The sequence below is a fragment of the Coleofasciculus sp. D1-CHI-01 genome, assembly GCF_040218875.1.
Lineage (GTDB): Bacteria > Cyanobacteriota > Cyanobacteriia > Cyanobacteriales > Coleofasciculaceae > Coleofasciculus.
In genome coordinates, this window is record NZ_JAVJQP010000061.1 from 20770 (window position 1) to 41175 (window position 20406).

The window sequence follows — 20406 nt, forward strand, 5'->3', positions numbered from 1 at the left end:
TCAACCAAGATAGTCATGGGTGAATTAAGGCAAAAACTCGCAACGATGTCACCAGAAAGGCGACTCTATACCTTAGAAACCCTACCCACTCATTTTGGTGAAGCCGGACAGTTTCAGCGATTGTATCGTTTGCTAACTGATTTTGATTTTATCGAGGCTAAATTAGATGCCTTGGGTGTACAGGCGCTGATTCAGGATTATGAATTCGTCGGCAATTTTACTCCCTCTGCTTTCCCAGGGAAGCCAGGAGCGGAACTTCCCACCCCAGTCAAAGTTTTCACTTTAATTGAAGATGCGATTCGGCTATCAGCACATATCTTAGCCGCCGACAAAAACCAACTAGCAGGACAATTGTGGGGGCGGTTGATGGCGTTTGATACGCCAGAGATTAGGGCGATGCTGGAACAAGTGCAGCCAATAGAACCCTGGCTGCGTCCTATGACTCCTAGCTTATACCCTCCTGACAAGCTGTTACTACGCACTTTTAAAGGTCACACGAGTTCAATAAGTTCTATTGTCGTAACACCCGATGGCAAACAATTAATTTCTGGATCACTCGATCAGAGTATTATAATCTGGAATTTAGAAACAGGAGAGGAACTACTCACTTTGACAGGTCATAGAGAATGGGTAAATGCAATAGCACTTACACCAGATGGTAAGCGAGTAATTTCTGGTTCATCAGATAAAACAATCAAAGTTTGGGATATCAATACAGGAAGAGAAATTTTGACTTTTGAAGGTCATACAGATGCTGTCGTATCCGTCGCCGTTACGCCAGACAGCAAATGGGTGATTTCTGGTTCATGGGATAAGACTATTAGAATATGGGATTTGGAAAATGGAAAACAGCTAAATAAAATAAAAGCTCATACAGATCGAGTCGAATTGGTCTCCATCACTCCAGATGGGAAGTTGATAATTGCTTTGCTAATTGATTTTGGATTAGAGAACAAACCTATCAACCTCTTTAATAATAGCGCTATCAAAGGCTGGAACTTGGCAGATCGAACAGAGGTTTTTACTCGATGGAGTGAGACGAGCTTTTGGAATAATATGGCGATCACCCCTGATGGTAAATATCTAATTTCTGCTGCAATTGATATCACCATTTTTAATCTAGAAACAAAAGAAAAACTTTTTACTCTATGTACAGAAATAAAAAGAGTAGGATCATCAGTAGATACTCTGACAGTAACCCCAGATGGCAAGTTACTAATTTCTGGTTTAGGAAACGGTGTTATCCAGATTTGGGATCTGAATACAAAAGAAGAGCTTATCACATTGATGAACAATCATGTGGGTGCAATATGTTCGTTCGCTGTGACACCAGATGGCAAACAGCTAATATCTGGATCAACTGACAATACTATAAAAATTTGGGATTTGGAAGCCGTTAAGACAAAAAAAATATTTCTTCAGAATGAACTTGCCGATGAGATCAGAACCATTACAATTACACCGGATGGTCAACAAGCAATTTCTGGTTCGGACGATGGTTATATTAAAATATGGGATTTAGAAAATGGAAAAAATTTAAATACATTTACAGACGTTAATAACTTTAGAAATTCCGTACATGATTTGGTCGTCACACCAGATGGTAAGCAAGTGATTGCTGGGTTGCGTTCTGGCAACATTGAATCCTGGAATTTAAAAACAGGAAAGAACCTAAAAACATTTAAAGGTCATACCCGTCATGTAAACGCTATAGCAGTTACACCCGATGGTAAGCAATTAATTTCAGGTTCAGCAGACATGACAGTCAAGATTTGGAATTTGGAAACCGGAGAGGAGGCTTTTACTTTTACAGAGCATACTGGCTATGTATGGCATGTGAAAGTCACACCAGATGGTAAACATATAATTTCTAGTTCAATGAATCAAACTATTCGTTGGAACCTCGAAACAAAAAAAATAATTTATACCAAAAACGGTTTGGCGAAATGGGGAAAGACAATAGTGGTTTGCCGCTCTAGAAAATGGGAAATATGTATTGTATCTGGTACGTTAAAAATATTTGATGGGGTAACTGAGAATTTGATTACTAGTTTCACTGGAGATACTTGGTTAAATTGCTATGCTGTAGCACCAGATGGTATAACAATCGTAGCTGGGGAAAAGTCTGGAATTGTACATTTTATTCGGTTAGAAAATAGCAGTAAAATTAGTGGTGAATGTAACAGTAACAGATAAGTCAATTTTAGACGTGCCTTATTTGATATCCAGAAAACGCGACTCTACTCACCATTAAACATTACCACCTAATAGTTGTTCAGCCGTAAGTTCGAGGCGAGGAAATATCCCCGATTGAATCAAATTGCTGCCCACAAACTCCACCACGTCATACCAACCTTCGACTAAAGCAAGAACCGTGACTTTAGCATTTAGAGGGTCAACAATCCAATATTCAGGAATATCCAAAACGCTATATTCGGCTCGTTTGGCACGATAGTCGGTGCTTTTCGTCGATTCGCTGACGACTTCAACAACGAGTAGAGGTGGGGGTTCATTTAATTCAATAACGGCTTCACGATTTTGCAGGTTACGCCACTGTTCTAGAGGAATCACGACGACATCAGGAATACGAACGGTATCCCATCGACCAGCGCGGGGAGAACGCACACCGACAACTCCAGCCAAGGCTGTCCATTCTTGTCCTATTTGAGCGCATTGGTTATCAAAGGTGCGTTCCAAGAATTTTAAAATGGCTCCATGTTTTCCAGTACCCAAGCTCATCGGGACTAGCTCTCCATTAACCAGTTCATAGCAAGTGTCTGTCCCGTCGTCATACTTCAAGTATTCTTCAAGAGTCAGGCGGTTAGTGGTTGTGATCATGGCAGGTTGGGGAAGAGTATACCAGGTGGCGGTCAACGATCGCAGCTATAGCAGTGGGCAAATAACTGGGGACAAGAGACGTTCCGGTGGAACGTCTCTACTAAATTCTGATGCTGCTATTCAAATTTAGATAGTAATTGCTGTACCATCAAACTTAGTCAGTGAGAAACAGCTATCCTCGTTATACGTCAGCTTTTGCTCCTGCAAAATCCCGATCGCGATCGCTTCTCCCAATTTTACCGATTCGGTGTAGTCTGTCCGCCAGTGTACACCTGCCATGTTGCGACCAATGGAAATATTTGCCGCTAGCTTATTCAATTCACCGCCTACGGTGAGAACCTCTGTACCGGGTCCACTATAGGGGATATAAGACACCAACTGCGTCCCATCCTCATTGGGCACCATTGGCTTGGGTATCTGATAAGACTCATCAAACCACGCCTTTAACATCGTCACACAAGCCCCCGCCACTGTCGCATGTCCCGCACCATAAGCCGGATGAGTCGGTGATCCTTCGGGAAACACTTGCGGTAGCAGATAATTACCATTTTTATCAAACATCGCTTTGAGGGCTTGGGAATTGAGAATCTCTGGATGAATTGGATACTCCGCCCGCCCCGTTAAATGATTGTGAATCAGTCCACCAAAGGCTTCAGGGCGTAGCCGCCGATGCACAAACCATTTTTGATACCAAACCCCTTTTAAGGCTCGCGTCGCCACTTCTGTAACTAAACTGAGGATATGCGGTCCACCAAACGTACCAAACCCATCCTGATTTTCTGACGTGATATAGAAATTTCCCCGATCAAACGGTGCGCCCATATCCAATAAAATCAAACAAGCATTCAAATAAGCTTGATAGAGGGCATCAAAATGCACATAATTGCCTAAATCCCGCATATTCCGAATATAGCGCGGCACGTCGTCACATTTATCCTGACCACTGAAATCAAAGCCATTTTGCACCGCCAACCACATTTTATAATCGGTCATAAAGTCGCTGTTGGGAACAACCGTCCGTTGGCGTTGGTTAATTTTCAGCGTGCCATATTGGATATCTTTGAGCAAAAATTGCGAGACAAAAGGACCCACCACATCTCCCGGCGTAGACCCTCGGAAAATCACATCCGGTGTCACTTTACCATCTTCTTTTGGTCCCCGGAAATCCGAGCAGTTTGAGAGTTCTTCGGCGGCTTTTTCAATGTCGCAGTTATCGCGAAAGTCGGTAAAATTAACTTCCCGTAAAAGCGCCATCCAGTAAAGTTCGATGGCTTCACAAGCATTTTCTGCCCCATCAATACGGGGAGCCGGGCGAATCGTTAATGACTGAGCATCGGGTCCTTCTAAGTCAAAGGCTAACGCGGCTTGTGGATTGATTAATCGACGACAACCTAGGCGTTTCTTTTCCTCAGAACTGGATTCAGATAACTCAGATTTGCCGTGAGTACAGCCCCGTGGTATTGCCTCAAAATCATCAGGATTGCCACTACACAATGCTTTGAGTAAGAGGCGGTAAGCCTTTTGATCGACTTCACCTAAATCATTATGGGGTAACCCTTTGGAATAGTTGGCAATATAACTGAGTTCATTCTCAGAGTTCCGATAAGCCGACTCCTCACCATTATTTAAATGCTCAGGATGGGGGCGCAAAAAGGCAATTTCAGCGGCTTCTTCACGAACTTGGCGAGCTAAACTGCGACGGGAAAAGATTTTCTTCATATTAATCGATTCTTGGAACAATAAGCTTTATCCTTCAACAGCAACGGCAACCTATCCGGACAACTTACAGGTCGGATTCACGCTAAAATTTTCCAGACAAACTTGAGCCACCGTTGACTCACGGCAGACAAGCACACGGTTGATCGGGTTAAAAGATTAGACCAATAGTAGATGTTTCAATGACGATCTGTCTATATATCACATCTTTCTTTACGAAAATGGGATGCTACCTGATGCGATCGCTCACAAAAATGTAACAATAAACTATTAATTGTCCTACTTATGATGACGAATAAGCTGTTTTGCATTTAAACCTTAATGTCAATAATGGCGAAATCCTTACCGTAGTGCGTTTAGCGAAGCCATGCCGCAGGCTTTGCATCTTGCTCGCTACTAATACCCAATTTAAATGCATGACAGCTTAACGAATAACGAATAACGAATAACGAATAACGAATGACGAATGACGAATAACGAATGAGTTTCTAACCCATCCGCTTGAGTTGAATAGAAGCAATACCCGGTGCAGCTTGGGGAGTATTCGGAAACCAGAAAAATGCCACAGCCCACCCATTCCCCGTTCTTTGTTCTCCATTCCCTGTTTCCTCCCCTCACCACAATACTTATTCAGTAACCCCTAAGCTAAAATCACGCATCATCTTCTTAATCTCTATGTTGTGCATTTCCTCCTGACCAATTTGACCCCGGGCAAATTCTTCGAGATAGATGGAAGCATCTTCCACGATATCCAGAAGGTCTTTATAGAGATCTAAGGCTTTTTTCTCATGATTAAGGCTTTCCTGCAAAATATCCTGCACAGAATGTTGGTAGGTTTCCTCGATGGGCGCAATCTTTTGGCTGGGATGACCTTCTAAGCCTGTGATAATTTCTCCCACCTGTTGAGCGTGGAGTAGAGACTCACTAGCCTGTGCCTTAAAAAAGTTGACAATGGGAATTCGGTTGGGACCAATGATCATCAAGGAGTAATGAGTGTAACGCACGACACCAGCCAACTCAAACTCCATAATGGTGTTGAGTACGTCAATGGTCTTTTTCAGGTCAAGTTCTTTCATCATGTTGAGGTTGTGGTATGTAGATTCACTGAGATCTGTTTTAGTTTATCCTTAAAGGACTCTAACAAATCAGCCAACCTACAACAGTTGCTAGAGAACATTTCGCAACCTCGGTCAGGGGAGATGGGGGAGATGGGGGAGATGGGGGAGATGGGGAAGCTGGGGAAGCTGGGGGAGCAAGATGCTCCCATTACGGCGAACCGCTTAGGGTTGGGCATTATTCAAGTTCGCCCCGTCTAAGTTAGCTCCCGCCATATCGGTTCCTGTGATAGTGGCGTTGTTGAGATTGGCATTTTTTAAATCCGTATTGCTCAGGTTCGCGCCTTCCAGGTTAGCACCGTCTAGGTTTGCCCCTGCTAAATTCGCTCCCGCTAAATCTGCCCCGTTGAGATTAACGCCATTTAGATTAGCACCTTCTAAGTTAGAATGACTTAGATTTGCCCCTTCGAGATTGGCTCCTGCCAAATTCGCGTATGCTAAATCGGCATTGGTACAATCGGCACCTTTGAGATTTTTGCCACTCAAATCAGCGCCGTTGAGGGTCAAGCCTGCACATTTGAAGTTACTGGGTGCGACATTGGCATCACTAACTGTAGTGGGTGGGGATATCGTCTCTTCTGTCTGGGCGGGCTGACTGACGGCGGCGTTGGTTACACTGTTTCTCTGTAACAACCATCCGGCTACACCAAGGGCGATGAGTACCGGAAGTGCGATCGCGAACCCCATAACTAAAGGTTTACCACGTTTAGCTTTTCGGAGTTGAGCCTCAGCTTGGATGTTTTCTAACTCAATCTGATGAATCGCCTCTTCCATAAACTCTGATGGAATTTGGGCTTCGGTTCCAGCATCAATTAGCTCTTGTACCGAATAACTTTGGTTGTGCTGGGCATAGATTTGAGCCGCTCGCATCAAAACGTCTTGGGCTTGGTCTTCAGGAATGCGATGTTGTTGGAGTTTCATAGGAGAGTTAGGTTAAGTACAATGAGCAATTTCAAGATAAGGTTGCTGGTTCCGTGAAACGGATAATAAATCGTCGTTAAAGGTTTCAGCGTCTGGCGCAATTCAACGGCGATAAAATTTATAAGTAGACAACCTTAAGCGAGGTTGAACGCTTATTTAGATTTAGGAGGGAGTGGTCTTCTTACTATTTAGAATAGCTTAATGTTGAGAAATTTGAAGGGGTTGGATGGTTGTTTTTGAGCAGGAATGGCAAAAATTCACTGTTAGTTTAAAAAAGAATCTGTTTGTTAAAGACTTGATAAAGAAAATCGTGATTAGGGATTAGTCATGGGGGAAGTTGCGTGTAGGGGCGGGTTTTACCGCATTCGTGTCAATTGAAGCGACAGCCCTCACCCCCAACCCCTGAGTAAGAGGGGGAAAAAGGGAAAAACTGTGCAGGTACACAGCCCAAAACCTGACCCGACTAGGCTTTCAGCAGAATTTATAATACTATTATTAAGTGATACGGATTTGGTAAATTATTTAGGTTAACCTTGGGTAAAAAGCCATGAATATCCGTATTGGGAACGGTTACGACATCCATAAACTGGGAAACGGACGCCCTTTAATTCTGGGGGGTGTAAACATTCCCCACGAACTAGGATTGCTAGGACATAGTGATGCAGATGTCCTCACCCATGGGATTATGGATGCCATGCTGGGCGCATTGAGTCTAGGCGATATTGGTCATTATTTCCCCCCCACCGACCCAAAATGGGCAGGAGCTGATAGTCTAGAGTTATTGAGTCAGGTGAATGAGTTAGTGCGATCGCAGGGTTGGCAGATTAGCAACATTGACTCCGTAATCGTCGCCGAACGTCCCAAGCTGAAGCCTCACATCAAAACCATGCGCGATCGCCTCAGCACGACTCTAGCATTACAACCCGATCAAATTGGGATTAAAGCCACCACCAACGAAAAATTAGGACCCGTGGGACGAGAAGAAGGTATAGCGGCTTATGCTGTAGCGTTATTAGTTAAAGAGCATTAGTTCTTGGTCGGAAATTAATAAACTCAAAGTCCCCCGGAAATTAATAAACTCAAAGTTCCCCGGAAATTAATAAACTCAAAGTCCCCCTTTTTAAGGGGGATTTAGGGGGATCTAAACTAAACAGAGCAAGCCATAAATTGATGCAAAATAATCACCACTTGAGAAGAGATCCCCCCTAGCCCCCCTTCAAAAGGGGGGAACTGGAATCCTCTTTAACAGGAGGGAATTGGAATCCCTTTCCAAAAGAGGGAACCGGATCAATTTTCCCCAATCACCGCTTGTGCGGCGGTTGTCGTATAGGAATCTCAACCACAAACTCAGCCCCTTGTTCAGGGGTCGAATTACACCACAGCTTACCGCCATGTTTTTCAACAACAATTTGGTAACTAACCGCCAACCCTAAACCTGTCCCTAATCCTACAGGTTTTGTCGTAAAAAATGGGTCAAATAGCCGTTTTTGGGTCTGCGGACTCATCCCGATTCCATTATCCGCAATGCGGATAAAAACATAAGGATTGTCCGGTTGAGAATTATCCATTTCTCCGCTGGAGTGTTCCTCGGTTAAACCATCCGTTATTGAGGGGTGTGTGGAGTCCGTTTGACTAAGACCTGTACGAATCGTAATCGTTGGTGAAAATAAGACAGTATCCTTGGAAAACTCTGCCTCAGTTTGAGACGAATCGCAATTTTCCTTGTCCTCGATCGCGTCAATCGCATTCGTCAAAATATTCATGAAAACTTGATTTAACTGTCCGGGCCAACAATCGACTGGGGGTAAATTTTCATACTCTTTAATCACACAGATTCCTGCTGCTCCCGGATTCCCCTTGAGTCGATATTGCAAAATCATCAAAGCACTTTCAATACCCGAATGAATATCTATTTTCTTGCGCCCTGACTCATCTAAACGAGAAAATGTCCGCAACGATTGCACAATTTCCCGAATCCGTTCAGCCCCGACTTTCATTGAATATTGAAGTTTAGCAAAATCGGTCAAAATAAAGTCCAAATCGATGCTATCCATCCGCTCTTTAATAACGGCTTGAGGATTAGGATAAGCGGTGCGGTAAAGTTGCACCAGCGCTATGAGGTCTTGGTAATATTCTTGGGCATAAATGAGATTGCCATAAATAAAATTGACAGGATTATTGATTTCGTGAGCAATACCTGCCACAAGCTGACCCAAACTGGACATTTTTTCGCTTTGGATCAACTGGGATTGGGTGCGCTGCAAGTCGTGGAGTGTTTTTGATAATTGGGCGGCTTGTTTACGGGCGTGTTCTGTGGCTCGACAGCTAGCGGCGTAAAGTTCAGCCTGTTGGAGCGCCATGAGCAGTTGACTAATCACCGCTTGCAGGAGTTTAACTTCGCTATCTGTCCAAGGGCGAGTCTCCTGAGTGTGGCTGCAACTAATAATCCCGGTGATTCCCGACGGGGTTTCCAGGGGGATAAGCAAGAGAGACTGATAGTCGAGCGATCGCATAAATTCCTGCAATAATGGATCGCTCACCGTTTCAACGGTATCAATCCGCACAATGTCCAGATGCAATATCTGCTGGGTGAGAACGGCATTGGTATCCGCCCAATAGCAGTCTGTCAAATCGGGAAGCTGAGACTCTCGATCTTCTGTGACAACTTTCCAATAAGCCGGCGTCTGCTCAGTATGATATCGGATAAACTGACAGCGATCGATTCGCAATAGCTGGCGGATTTCCAGTACCGTTTTTTCCAGAATCGTATCTACGTCTAAACTGTTGCGGATTTGCGTCGAGAGGCGATTGAGCAAGGCTTCGCGGCGAGATTTTTCGCGCCAGGGTTCTTCTGGCTGCAACGCCGATTCAGCCGTTTGACGGGCGCTCATATCTTGAACGACGAGCAAAAAGTATTTCGGATCTCCTTGAGGCGTTCGCACTAAGGATAGGGTAATTTGCACCCAGACAATGCTGCCATCTCGGTGTCGGTAGCGTTTTTGTTGGCAGTGACAGTCTAGAGTCCCCGCTAAGAGTAACTCCATTATCGCGCGATCGCTTGCCCAGTCATCAGGGTGAGTTAGGTCTTGCCAGGTGCGGGTGAGAACTTGTTCACGGGTATAACCAACGATTTGACAAAATTTGGGGTTGACCTGGATGACTTTGCCATCCGTCGATACGTGTTTGATGCCAACTGTCGCTTGCTCAAAGCTAGCGCGGAAGCGGTCTTCACGTTCATTTAGCTGTGCCTCAACAGGTCTGGGTGGAGTGTCCACAACAGAGGTTCTAGCTGTATTGGGTCGGGTGGGATTGGAATGAAACAAGGGTTTTGAGTTAACGCTAAACTCAGTTAACGTGCCGTCAGGTTTTTGAATGCTCATGATAACATTCAGGAAATGGAAACGTTTTCGATTGAGACGGCGGAGGTGCCGAAATGTCAAGATGCAGGGGAGCACAGGTGTAGGGGAAGGATGTCAACGCTTGTACTCTGATAACACTTTCTTTATAGTTGTTTAGATTAGTAGCCCAGTAATCGCACTCCAGAACATCCGGTATAATATTACACTTTTTCATAGTAGCCATTAATTGTTTGTAATCGTAATTTCTCCAAGCTCCTATTTTCCAGGTAAACATTAACCAATGATCCAAACTCCTACCAACTGGTCTAACCTGCTGCAACAGATCCTCGACAGACAATCATTATCCCGTGAGCAAGCCGCACAACTGATGCAGGGATGGCTCAACGAGGACATTCCGCCAGTGTTATCGGGGGCGATTCTGGCTGCGATTCAGGCAAAAGGAGTCTCTCCCTCGGAATTGGCAGGAATGGCTCAAGTCTTGCAGGAGCAATCCTTACAGCAGGACGCCATTGACCATAAAACACCAGTTATTGATACCTGTGGCACAGGCGGCGATGGTGCATCCACCTTTAATATATCGACGGCTGTAGCTTTTGTCGCGGCGGCGGCTGGTGTACGGGTTGCCAAACATGGGAATCGCTCAGCCTCCTCGAAAGTGGGTTCAGCCGATGTTTTAGAGGCGTTGGGCGTCAATTTATCTGCCCCACCAGAAAAAGTCCAGTCCGCTTTGGATGAGGTGGGAGTCACGTTTTTGTTTGCCCGGGGATGGCATCCCGCGATGAAAGCGGTAGCCCCATTGCGACAAACTTTGAAGGTGCGGACGGTATTTAATCTGTTAGGACCTCTAGTCAATCCATTGCGCCCCACAGGTCAAGTGATTGGCGTATTTGACGCTAACGTCGTATCAACAGTTGCCCATGCGTTAAAACAAATGGGAATTGATCAGGGAATTGTCCTACATGGACGAGAAAACCTAGATGAAGCGGGATTGGCTGACGAAACCGACTTGGCACTTTTATCTGATGGTGGGGTGCGACTGTCTACGCTAAATCCGCAACAGTTGGGCTTAACGTCAGCACCAACAGGCGCGTTGCGTGGCGGCTATGTGGCGGACAATGTGGACATTTTAACGAATGTTTTACAGGGGAAAGGAACCGCCGCCCAACAGGATGTGGTGGCGTTAAATACTTCCTTAGCGCTGCAAGTGGCTGGGGTTGTGGCGTTGGAGGATCACCAAGCTGGGATTGAACAGGCAAAGGATATTCTCAAAAGTGGGGCGGCTTGGTCGAAATTGGAACAACTGATACAGTTCTTGCAAAATTAGGGTAAGTGGTTAACGCATTTTCTTGCCCTTGCCATAATGGGTAAATTGCACAGTTGATCAAGCTATTTGCTGGTGCGGTTATTCTCCTGTAGGGGCGACCCGCTTGCATTAATTAACAATGGTGTCCACTCAATTTGTTCGGGTCGCCCTTTACTCAAATTGTTACCGTGAATAGGCTCGCATCCCTGACTACGAACGATGGAGCGATCGCGATGAGCAATATCACGTTCAAGATTATCGACTATACGACATATTCAGCCGATATTAAAGGGGTGAGACGCTGGGTTTTTCACATTGAACAAGGCGTTGATCCAAGTTTGGATTTGGATGGCAAAGATGAAACCGCCGATCATATTCTGGCGTATGTCGAGAATCAGCCTGTGGGAACCGTCAGGGTGAGATATTTGGATCATCAAACGGCTAAAATTGAACGCCTCGCTGTTTTATCTGATTTCCGAGGACAAGGAATCGGTAAGCTATTGATGGAAAAAGCTCTAGATATTGCTGCCAAAAAGCAAATCAATACAGTGGTTATTCACGCTCAAGATTATGTGAAATCTCTTTATCTAAAACTTGGCTTTTTACCAAAGGGAGAGAGATTTGAAGAAGCGGGTATTTCTCATGTTAAGATGATCAAATCACTTAAGTCTTAAGATTTAACCTTGAATCGGATGGATTAGCCTTGCACCTAAAAATTGTAAAGTCGCGCCGATATAGGGCGACCCGAGCAAATTGAGTGGCTTCCAATTGTTCATGAAAAAGAAGCGGGTCGCCCCTACAAGCCCCCAGGGAGGAGCGCTAATTTATCAACTATTCTTCCCTTGTTTCCCACTCTAGCACATCTTGGAGTTGGGATACTAATCGAGGTAGATCATCTTGAATGGTTTGTTTCCTGAAATCAAATCAGTCGTGTCGGCGTGTCCACTTGCTATCGATAGTTTAACCAAACAGAGCTTGTGCCAGTAGCACAAGCTAAGTGACCAGTTTGATAGGTTGGGATGGAAGGATAGATAGTACCTGGATTGTTTGCTTGACATAAAATTGCCGATAGTTCTACTCTAGTTCTCTCTCGATGGATGCCATTTGAGACAAATCCTACATAGCTTCTCAGGTTTTCTTGGCGAGATATTGCATAGTTTACGACAATTTGATTAGAAGATGAAGAGATAGAATCTTGATTGATTTCATCCTTCAACATCCAATCAAATATTTGCTTTTCGGTGAGAGTTTCAGGGGGTAAATTATTAACAGTATATGGATAAGTATAATAGGTGTAATTATCTGTTTCTGTTTTAATGCCAAGTTCTAATTTTTCAAGCGAATTAGAAAATTTCTTGTACTTCATATAATAGAACGTCTGGGCGCGATTCATTGCTCTTAAGTATGTCTTTGCTTCCAATTCATTTGTCGCTTTAAATTGTTGATTCTTTAAAAAAAATGCGATGGAGAAATAAATGCTAATTCCTCCAGCAATAAATGCGATTAAAACAGCAAAAACACTCAAAACAGTAACCGGGCTAATCGACGGTTGACTCGTCGTCAAAGCTTCAGGAGCAACCGCTGCTGTCAATGACTCTAACCCTTGACGAGCGCTACTAAATCGTTGTTCTGTAGCCGGGTCAATTAATTTGTCTAACCAATAGCTAAATCGGGGATTAAGGCTCACTCGATCAGCAAATTGTAAACGTAAATTATGCTGAGGTAAATCAGCCGGAGCCACACCTGTGGCAAGATGAATTAAGGTGGCTCCCAAAGCGTATAAATCAGACGCCGGGACAGCTTTACCCCAAAACTGTTCTAAGGGAGCATAACCCGTCGTACCAACCACTGTAAACGTTACCCCTTCAACCGCCGTCTGATCTTGCACCGCACCAAAATCGACGAGATACACCTGTTCATCTTCTCCCCAAATCAGGTTACTGGGTTTAATATCCCGATGGAGAACAGGCGGATTTAAAGCGTGCAAATAACCGAGAATTTCCAGAACCTCTGTCGCAATCTGGCGCACTTGAACTTCCGTAAAGCGTTTTCCTTGGTTTAGCCATTGTTGCAAGGAAGCACCGGGAATATAATCTTGGACGAGACCAAACCACGGTAAGCCGCCTCCTGATTGCTTATCCAGGGAAAAATAGTCTCGATACCGGGGAATCCGAGGATGCTGTAACTGCTGGAGAACTTGAGCTTCGCGTTCAAAGAGTTTCAAGTCTTCCCACTGCATCTGAGGATTAAAGGCGAGGAGTTTGAGAATTACTGGCTGGCTGGGTTGCGCCGAGAGATCCATCGCCAACCAGGTTTGACGACTCGCATTCTGACCCATCTTTTGTTGAAGCTGATAGCGCTGATACACTACATCTGGGAGTTGTAGCATCCTCACACCTCGGTTAAGATGAGTGCCACTGACTGGTATGCTGGTGGGCAATGCCCACCCTACAATATATCAACTGTATAGTGAGTAGTTGCTGGTTATTGGACAAAGAAAGTAGACAATGAACAATTAACCATGAACAATCGATTACAGTGGTGGAAAACGGGGAACCGCAAATATCTGGGAATTCTCGGACTAATTTGGCTAGCCAGCGCGTTGTGCGATCGCCTGTGGTTTGCGCTTGATAATTCTGTCCCTGGTTGGGATCAGGCGGATTACTTGACAGGTTCGTTAAATTATTGGCAAGCGTTGCATCATCCTGAGTGGTTCTCTGGGGAATGGTGGACGAATTTATGGCAGCTTTCCTCTAAAATACCGCCTTTTATTTATATCGCTACCGCTATTATTCAACATATTTTTGGTCGGGGAACGGATCAGGCGACGCTGGTTTTATTATTATTTAGTGCTATTCTGATCGGTTCAGTTTATGGTTTAGGCGTCCAACTTTTCAACCGTCGGGTTGGATTATGGGCGGCTGGGTTAACGGTACTTTTACCGGGACTTTATCGTTATCGTTTAGAATTCCTGCTGGATTATCCACTGACTGCTGTTGTTACACTTAGTTTCTTCTGTCTCACGGTTTGGCGAAACCAAAGTTTAAAACCTGTAATTGCTAAACCGCAACCCAATTACCAATCTCTAGTCTGGGCAATACTCTTTGGCTTGTCTCTGGGATTAGCGCTAATGGTAAAGCAAACGGCGCTATTTTTTCTGTTTATACCAATTGTCTGGGTTATGGCGGGAACAATTCGGCGGCGAAACTGGGGAGGTTTGGCTCAGTTAATCGCGGGATTGTTGGTGTCTGGGTTGGTATTTTATCCCTGGTATCGCACCAACTGGCTACTCATTTTAACCTCTGGGAAACGAGCAACCTTAGATTCCGCGATCGCAGAAGGTGATCCGGCGCTGAATACTATGGAGGCTTGGCTTTATTATGGGAAGATTTTACCGTATTTGGTGTCGTGGGTTTTGTTGATTGTCCCGATTGTGGGTTTGATTCTTTATTGGCGCAAAAAAGAGAGAGTTTGGGGTAGGGAAAGGAACGATGTTTTTTCAACGCAGAGGGGCGCAGAGGTTAACGCAGAGGGGCGCAGAGGGTTTCAGAAACGATATGGGTTGGGTGGGTTAGGTTGGTCTTTCGGTTGGCTGGCTGTGTTTTTGGTTGGGGGATATTTACTGTGTTCTCTAAATGTGAATAAGGATGCTCGTTATATTTTGCCATTGTTGTCTGTATTTTCGTTAGTTTTAGCATCGGGTTTGGTTCTATGGCAAGGTCGTTGGGGTAAGTCTGTTCGCTGGGGTACGGTGGGGTTTGCGTCTGTGTTAATGGTGCTGAATTTGTTTCCTTTGGGCGGTGGTTTTTTAACTCAAGTTCTTGCGCCGCGTGTTCAACATTTTCCTTATTTGAGAGAACCTGTTCCGCTGGTTCAAGTGATTGATGAAATTATCCAAACCTCTCCGAATTTACAGACAACATTAGGTGTATTACCGTCAACGCCGGAAATTAATCAGCACAATTTAAATTATTATGGGGCGTTGCGGGATTTTCAGGTGTATGGACGTCAGGTGGGAGTACGAGAAAAGCAAGTTGAACAGGATGCGCGATCGCTCTCTTGGTTTGTGACGAAAATAGGAGATCAAGGTTCTGTTCCTGAGGCGCAAGCGACTATGGTGGAGACTGTTGAACAAGGCGGAGAATTCCAACTCCAGAAGACGTGGGATTTACCGGATGGTAGTATGCTCAAGCTCTATCATCGACATCAGCCATTTTTCGAGGTAACAAAAGTCAACAGTAAACCGTCAATTGTAGGGGCGGATTTAGACCCAATTGTAGGGGCGGGTTTAGACCCAATTGTAGGGGTGGGTTTAGGAACTCAATTCAGATACTCATCAATAAATGAACAACGAAACCCACCCTACCCACCAATAAATGTTCAACAAAACTCCCCCTCTTCACCAATAAATGAACAACAAAACCCGCCCTCTTCGCCAATGAATGAACAACAAAATAAGCCCTTATTCAACAGCCTGCCGTTAAGCGTAGTCGAAGGGTTAGATAAAATTCAATTAAATCGGGTAATTGTGCCAGAGACAGCTCCTCCTGGTATACCTGTACCTGTTACTTACGAATGGACAGGGGATTGGCAACCGTTACAATCGGGAATTGTTTTATTAACTTGGCATTCACTGGAAGGAAAATCTCAACATCAATGGTTACATGATCATGGTATTGCCATGGGAAACTTGTTTCCTAAATCAACAAACAACCGTCAGCTATCAAGTGTTACCAATAAATCACCGCAATACCAGGTTATTGAACGAATGGCGATGTTACCTCCGGCAGAGATTCCAGCCGGAACCTATACCTTAAAAGCCACCTATTTGAACCGAGAGACAGGGGAAAGCTATCCGATATCCGTACCACCCGTGAGGATAAAGATTGATCCAAAAGCACCTGCAACACCTGCACCGGAATTAGACCTAATTACCCAATTTCGCACATTAGCAGCGACTTTACCCAATGGTGCTGATTCTATGGAGGCTATCTTTGAACAAACAGGACGAATTAATCAGTATGACCCAATTCAGGATTATCTCGTGCAGGTAGATTTGGCGTTGACTCATCGGTTAAAGTTGGAACCAAAACGGTTAGATTTGGCGTATGCTCTAGCTTTATCGAGGGTTTTACAAGTAGATTCCCAGAGTGCGATCGCGGCGTTAAAGCGAGTCGTCCAGCTTGATCCCCAAAATCCTTATGCTCATGCTTATCTTGCCTTCGTTTATTTATATGAATGGCGGGGTAAAGATGCCCAAACTGCGCTCAAGCCTGCCTTAAATCTCAGCCCCAATCTGCCAGAAGTTCAAGCCCTTTCTGGTGTTGCTGCCCTGATGCAAGGAAATTTGGTTAAAACCTGGTATTTTATTGAAAAATTGAGAAATTAGTTATTCGTCATTGGTCATTTGTCATTGGTCATTCGTTATTTAGTCGGGGTGGGTGTAGGGTGCGTTAGCGTTCGCGAAGCGTTCCCGAAGGGTAGCGTAACGCACCATTTTAAACGATAGTAGTGAAACCCGCCCCTACACAATTTCTCCATCTCCCCCATCTCCTTCATTTAATTCGCTCGTAATAACCCAGATAAATCAGTTCCAACTTCCCCCCATATTCTTGAATCAAGGCAAGTTGACGCCGATACAATCCGCGAAAAGTGTTAGCAAAGATCAGAGTCGCGATCGCGACACTCAATCCGGCGACGGTGGAAATTAAGGCTTCACTGATCCCACCTGTCACACCCACGGTGGTTTGACCGCCAATATCCCCAATCCGTAAGGCAGCAAAGGCGTCAATTAATCCTAAAATTGTACCTAAAAGTCCCAGTAGAGGTGAGACACTAATGATGGTCTCAAATGCCGTGTTGAACCGCTTGAGAATTGGTAACTCCGCTTGCACAGCACTTTCGAGGGCGAGTCGAAATTGTTCGGGGGTGGGATGTTTGAGTTCCAACGCCGCCAGAAAAATTCGGGCGATCGGCAGATCACTGTTTTGTTCTAGCTTGAGAAAGGCTTCGGGGGGATTTTGTTGATACAGGTGCAGCACCTCTCGCATCAGGCGGTTCTGGCGCTGGGTGACTCGCCGCCAAAAATTGATTCGCTCTAAGATAAGCGCGATCGCTACGATAGAAAGCACTAATAGGGGCAACATAACGACCCCACCCAAGGAAAAGAAGGCGTTCAATGACATGCAGTTGCTCAATTAGTGATGAGGGAAGAGGAAAAGAGGGCAAATTTTTCCTTGTTGCCTTGTCTCCTCCGCACCCTACACCCTACACCCTACACCCTACACCCCCTTAATGGTTACGGAGTATTAGGAATACGATCAATTTGAGCGTAACCACTGAATATCAGCTGTTGTCCTTGGGTTTCTAGGCGATTGATTCGCATCGTAACGCCATCAAGATTGAAGCGATCGAGATCCACCATGTTATTCAGAATCTTATCTAGGGCATCCGTCAAGGCTTCAGAGGTGTCTTGCAAGTCCTCTGGAATCGTATCCGGTTCAAACTGAGAGTCTTTGAAGAGAATCCGCCGCCGCCGTTCCACAGCCAGCGTTGAAGTCATGTTAATTGGAACTAACTCCTGATCGGGAATGTTGACTTTGGCAAAAAGCTGAATCCGGTTATTGGGAAGCAGCTTGAGTTGCACGTCGGTAAAGGAAATTGGTTTACCCCCAGTGATATCCTCCAATTCGGGAATGGAAATATTTTCTAAACGCTTTCGCACCAGTTCTGCTTTAAACGACTGGTTGATATCGGGTTCTGTCAACACGACTTGGGCGATCGCTTGGGTAGGTTGCTTCAGGTGGATCTGACCCTTGAGGACAGAACTGAAGTCCAAGGACACAGCGTCTGTTTCAAAGGACATCTCCTCCGTCCGAAACTGTCTACGGATCACCAAGCCTCGCCCCTGCATCTTAAAACTGTCAATGCTACCCTGCAACAGTTTACTGGAGGGATTACAGCGCACCGAAACCTCGACAGACTCACTGCGAGTAAAGAGGTGGCGAATCGTATTGCTGGCGACGGTATTGAGCATCCGTTCGCCCCAATCTGTACCAGACGGGTTGGTAAAACCGGCAAAGCCACCGAGCATAGTAGTCCTGTTATCCACGCGAGTTGTCTCTTTACATTTGTAACAAAATGTGAAGCCTTCAGCAATCTCACGATGGGGATATTGATAGATATCCCGAATTGGCAACTTGCCTAGACTCAGGGTTGACTTGGGGTCTAGCTATGGGAATAGAATTTCTGAAGTGAATGATTAGTTTTGGTAAAGGTGAGAGAAGGGAACAGGGAAAAGGTAACGGGGGACGGGGAAGGGTTTTCGTAACTTCAACCCCTAAACTGTACCATGAAATCTATAAATTATTTTCAAAGCTTAGTCCAAGACGGTCAAAGGATTAGGAGGGGAGTATGTCGATCCGGGTGTTTGTTTACGGGACTCTCAAACCTGGGGAAGTCAATTATCAACGCTACTGTGAAGGGAAAGGGGTAGCAGCCCAACCTGCGATCGCGTTGGGTCAACTGTTTAATTTGCCCATCGGCTATCCAGCGATGATCCCTGGTAATAATCAGGTGCGGGGATTTTTACTGACGTTCACTGAGCCAACCCTTTTAACTGTCTTGGATAAGCTAGAAGACTACAATCCGCAGCGAATCCCAGAGGACAATGAATATTATCGGCAACAAGTGACTATTTATGATCTGACGAACCAATCGTTAGGACAGGCTTGGATTTACCTGATGCAACCTGAGCGAGTGCAGCGTTTAGGGGGTACACTCATTTCTTCGGGTTGGTGGAGTCCGATGAAGTCTGAATATGAATAGTTTTGGGAAATTGGGAATGGGGAATGGGCAATAGGGTTAATGACATCAAGGTGTGGTTGAACATCTTTCCTATTCCTTACTTAGATGTGGCCTTAAATCGTTTAATAAATTGGATGAATTGCTTCCCTGGCGCTGTTCCTTTAGCTAAGGCTAGTACAGATTTCCACTTTTCCTCTGCCTAGAGTGACATAAGAGCGATAGCTGTTCTCTGTTTTCGATGTACGTTTAAACCACAATGTTAAATAAACTTGTCATTGCAAGAAAACATTTTAAATTCTTAAGTTCTTGAGATGACAATGCACCAACATTTTTACTTGAGTGTTAACAATGAAAGAAACTAATTTGACAATCAACAACTGTAGTTACCACGTTCGTGATTCCAAAACTGGACATAGTAGTGTTTTATTACTACATGGATGGCCAGACGATGGTTCTGTATGGAAGTACCAGACTCCTGCTCTAATCGACGCTGGCTATCGCGTGATTTGCATTGACTGGCTAGGTCACGGAAAAAGTGAAAAGACTGAAGATGTGAGTAAATACACTTTATCTTCTTTGTCCCAAGATATTGCTACGTTGATCAATTTGCTCGGTCTTAACAAAGTACATTGCGTTGCCCATGACTACGGTGCAGTGGTGGCCTGGGAATTCGTTGAAAAGTATCCAGAATATTTACTGTCTTACACAGCACTTTCTGTAGGACATCCTTGGGTCTTAGTGCAAAATTTGTCGCTCGAATCGCTTGTTAAAAGTTGGTACTTGCTGTTTAATCCTTTACCCATATCGATTCCTCTCTACCGAGCCATGGACGGACTTTTCTTTAAATGGGTACTACGAAGTCACCCCGATCGAGACACGATCGTTAAAAAATTTCTGCGCGATCGCAAGCCTTTTTACATTCAAGTTTGGGAAAAAGCCAATCCAGTAATTCCTGTCATTGCTTCTGCATTTTTTGATAAAAAATCAAAACCAGAGCTAATTAAAGTTCCGACTTTAGGCGTTTGGAGTTCTCAAGACAGCTTCATGGCTGAAGCGCAAATCAAACAATCTGCTGCTTTGATTGAATCTGAATGGAAATATATCAAAATTTCAAACTCTAATCACTGGCTTCAGCTAGAAAAACCCAAAGAGTTTAACGAGCTTTTACTGACATGGCTCGATCAGCACTCATCCTCACAATAATGCTAATATAGCGCTACGCGCTGGCGTATTTACACTCTAGAATAGAGTAAGTTGAGATAGGACACAGATAAGTTCTGATGGCGATCGCATATAGTCAAGAGCTGCGTGTACGAGCGCTATACCTGGTCAAAGGGGGAATGTCAAT

15 protein-coding genes are annotated in these 20406 nt (G+C 44.7%); 7 read left to right on the plus strand and 8 right to left on the minus strand.

Annotated features, from left to right (window positions below; all coding sequences use genetic code 11):
• The first annotated feature begins 15 nt into the window (after positions 1 to 15).
• Entirely contained in the window at positions 16 to 2196 is a 2181-nt protein-coding gene (locus RIB93_RS12100; protein ID WP_446373021.1) for an outer membrane protein assembly factor BamB family protein, read from the plus strand.
• 54 nt (positions 2197 to 2250) lie between these two features.
• Here the strand turns inward: RIB93_RS12100 and RIB93_RS12105 are convergent, their stop codons facing one another.
• The 4 genes from RIB93_RS12105 to RIB93_RS12120 form a co-directional block, all read right to left on the minus strand.
• Positions 2251 to 2838, minus strand: a complete 588-nt coding sequence (locus RIB93_RS12105; RefSeq protein ID WP_446373022.1) for a Uma2 family endonuclease — start codon at positions 2836 to 2838, stop codon at positions 2251 to 2253.
• Between the two features lie 126 nt (positions 2839 to 2964).
• Complete coding sequence (locus RIB93_RS12110; protein WP_446373023.1) at positions 2965 to 4557, minus strand: vanadium-dependent haloperoxidase; 1593 nt, start codon at positions 4555 to 4557, stop codon at positions 2965 to 2967.
• A 623-nt stretch (positions 4558 to 5180) separates the two neighbouring features.
• The gene (locus RIB93_RS12115; RefSeq protein ID WP_446346311.1) at positions 5181 to 5630 is read right to left on the minus strand and encodes a ferritin-like domain-containing protein; all 450 of its coding nucleotides are present in this window, start codon (positions 5628 to 5630) and stop codon (positions 5181 to 5183) included.
• A gap of 204 nt (positions 5631 to 5834) precedes the next feature.
• Positions 5835 to 6590: a pentapeptide repeat-containing protein gene (locus tag RIB93_RS12120; RefSeq protein ID WP_446373024.1), complete on the minus strand. Its 756-nt coding sequence runs from the start codon at positions 6588 to 6590 to the stop codon at positions 5835 to 5837.
• 547 nt (positions 6591 to 7137) lie between these two features.
• Here RIB93_RS12120 and ispF point away from each other — a divergent pair.
• Positions 7138 to 7620 carry a 2-C-methyl-D-erythritol 2,4-cyclodiphosphate synthase gene (ispF, locus tag RIB93_RS12125; protein ID WP_446373025.1) on the plus strand — a complete coding sequence of 161 codons (483 nt, stop codon included), beginning with the start codon at positions 7138 to 7140 and terminating at the stop codon, positions 7618 to 7620.
• Between the two features lie 271 nt (positions 7621 to 7891).
• Here ispF and RIB93_RS12130 read toward each other — a convergent pair whose 3' ends face one another.
• Positions 7892 to 9970 (minus strand): PAS domain S-box protein, encoded by a 2079-nt coding sequence (locus RIB93_RS12130; RefSeq protein WP_446373026.1) that lies wholly within the window; start codon positions 9968 to 9970, stop codon positions 7892 to 7894.
• 259 nt (positions 9971 to 10229) lie between these two features.
• Between RIB93_RS12130 and trpD the strand changes: the two genes are divergently transcribed.
• Positions 10230 to 11273, plus strand: a complete 1044-nt coding sequence (gene trpD / locus RIB93_RS12135; protein ID WP_446373027.1) for an anthranilate phosphoribosyltransferase — start codon at positions 10230 to 10232, stop codon at positions 11271 to 11273.
• A gap of 212 nt (positions 11274 to 11485) precedes the next feature.
• The gene (locus RIB93_RS12140) at positions 11486 to 11926 is read left to right on the plus strand and encodes a GNAT family N-acetyltransferase (RefSeq protein WP_446373033.1); all 441 of its coding nucleotides are present in this window, start codon (positions 11486 to 11488) and stop codon (positions 11924 to 11926) included.
• A 275-nt stretch (positions 11927 to 12201) separates the two neighbouring features.
• Here RIB93_RS12140 and RIB93_RS12145 read toward each other — a convergent pair whose 3' ends face one another.
• Complete coding sequence (locus RIB93_RS12145) at positions 12202 to 13641, minus strand: protein kinase domain-containing protein (RefSeq protein ID WP_446373028.1); 1440 nt, start codon at positions 13639 to 13641, stop codon at positions 12202 to 12204.
• A 132-nt stretch (positions 13642 to 13773) separates the two neighbouring features.
• On the opposite strand from RIB93_RS12145, the gene RIB93_RS12150 reads away from it, so the two are divergent.
• Complete coding sequence (locus tag RIB93_RS12150) at positions 13774 to 16641, plus strand: phospholipid carrier-dependent glycosyltransferase (protein ID WP_446373029.1); 2868 nt, start codon at positions 13774 to 13776, stop codon at positions 16639 to 16641.
• Between the two features lie 166 nt (positions 16642 to 16807).
• On the opposite strand, the gene RIB93_RS12155 is transcribed toward RIB93_RS12150, so the two are convergent.
• Both RIB93_RS12155 and RIB93_RS12160 read right to left on the minus strand, forming a co-directional pair.
• Positions 16808 to 17437 (minus strand): MotA/TolQ/ExbB proton channel family protein, encoded by a 630-nt coding sequence (locus tag RIB93_RS12155; RefSeq protein ID WP_446373030.1) that lies wholly within the window; start codon positions 17435 to 17437, stop codon positions 16808 to 16810.
• 113 nt (positions 17438 to 17550) lie between these two features.
• Positions 17551 to 18345 (minus strand): LmeA family phospholipid-binding protein, encoded by a 795-nt coding sequence (locus RIB93_RS12160; protein WP_446373034.1) that lies wholly within the window; start codon positions 18343 to 18345, stop codon positions 17551 to 17553.
• A gap of 320 nt (positions 18346 to 18665) precedes the next feature.
• Between RIB93_RS12160 and RIB93_RS12165 the strand changes: the two genes are divergently transcribed.
• A complete protein-coding gene (locus tag RIB93_RS12165; RefSeq protein WP_446373031.1) occupies positions 18666 to 19079 on the plus strand; it encodes a gamma-glutamylcyclotransferase family protein in 414 nt (137 codons plus the stop codon).
• A 327-nt stretch (positions 19080 to 19406) separates the two neighbouring features.
• Positions 19407 to 20261 carry an alpha/beta fold hydrolase gene (locus tag RIB93_RS12170; RefSeq protein ID WP_446373032.1) on the plus strand — a complete coding sequence of 285 codons (855 nt, stop codon included), beginning with the start codon at positions 19407 to 19409 and terminating at the stop codon, positions 20259 to 20261.
• Positions 20262 to 20406: the final 145 nt, after the last annotated feature.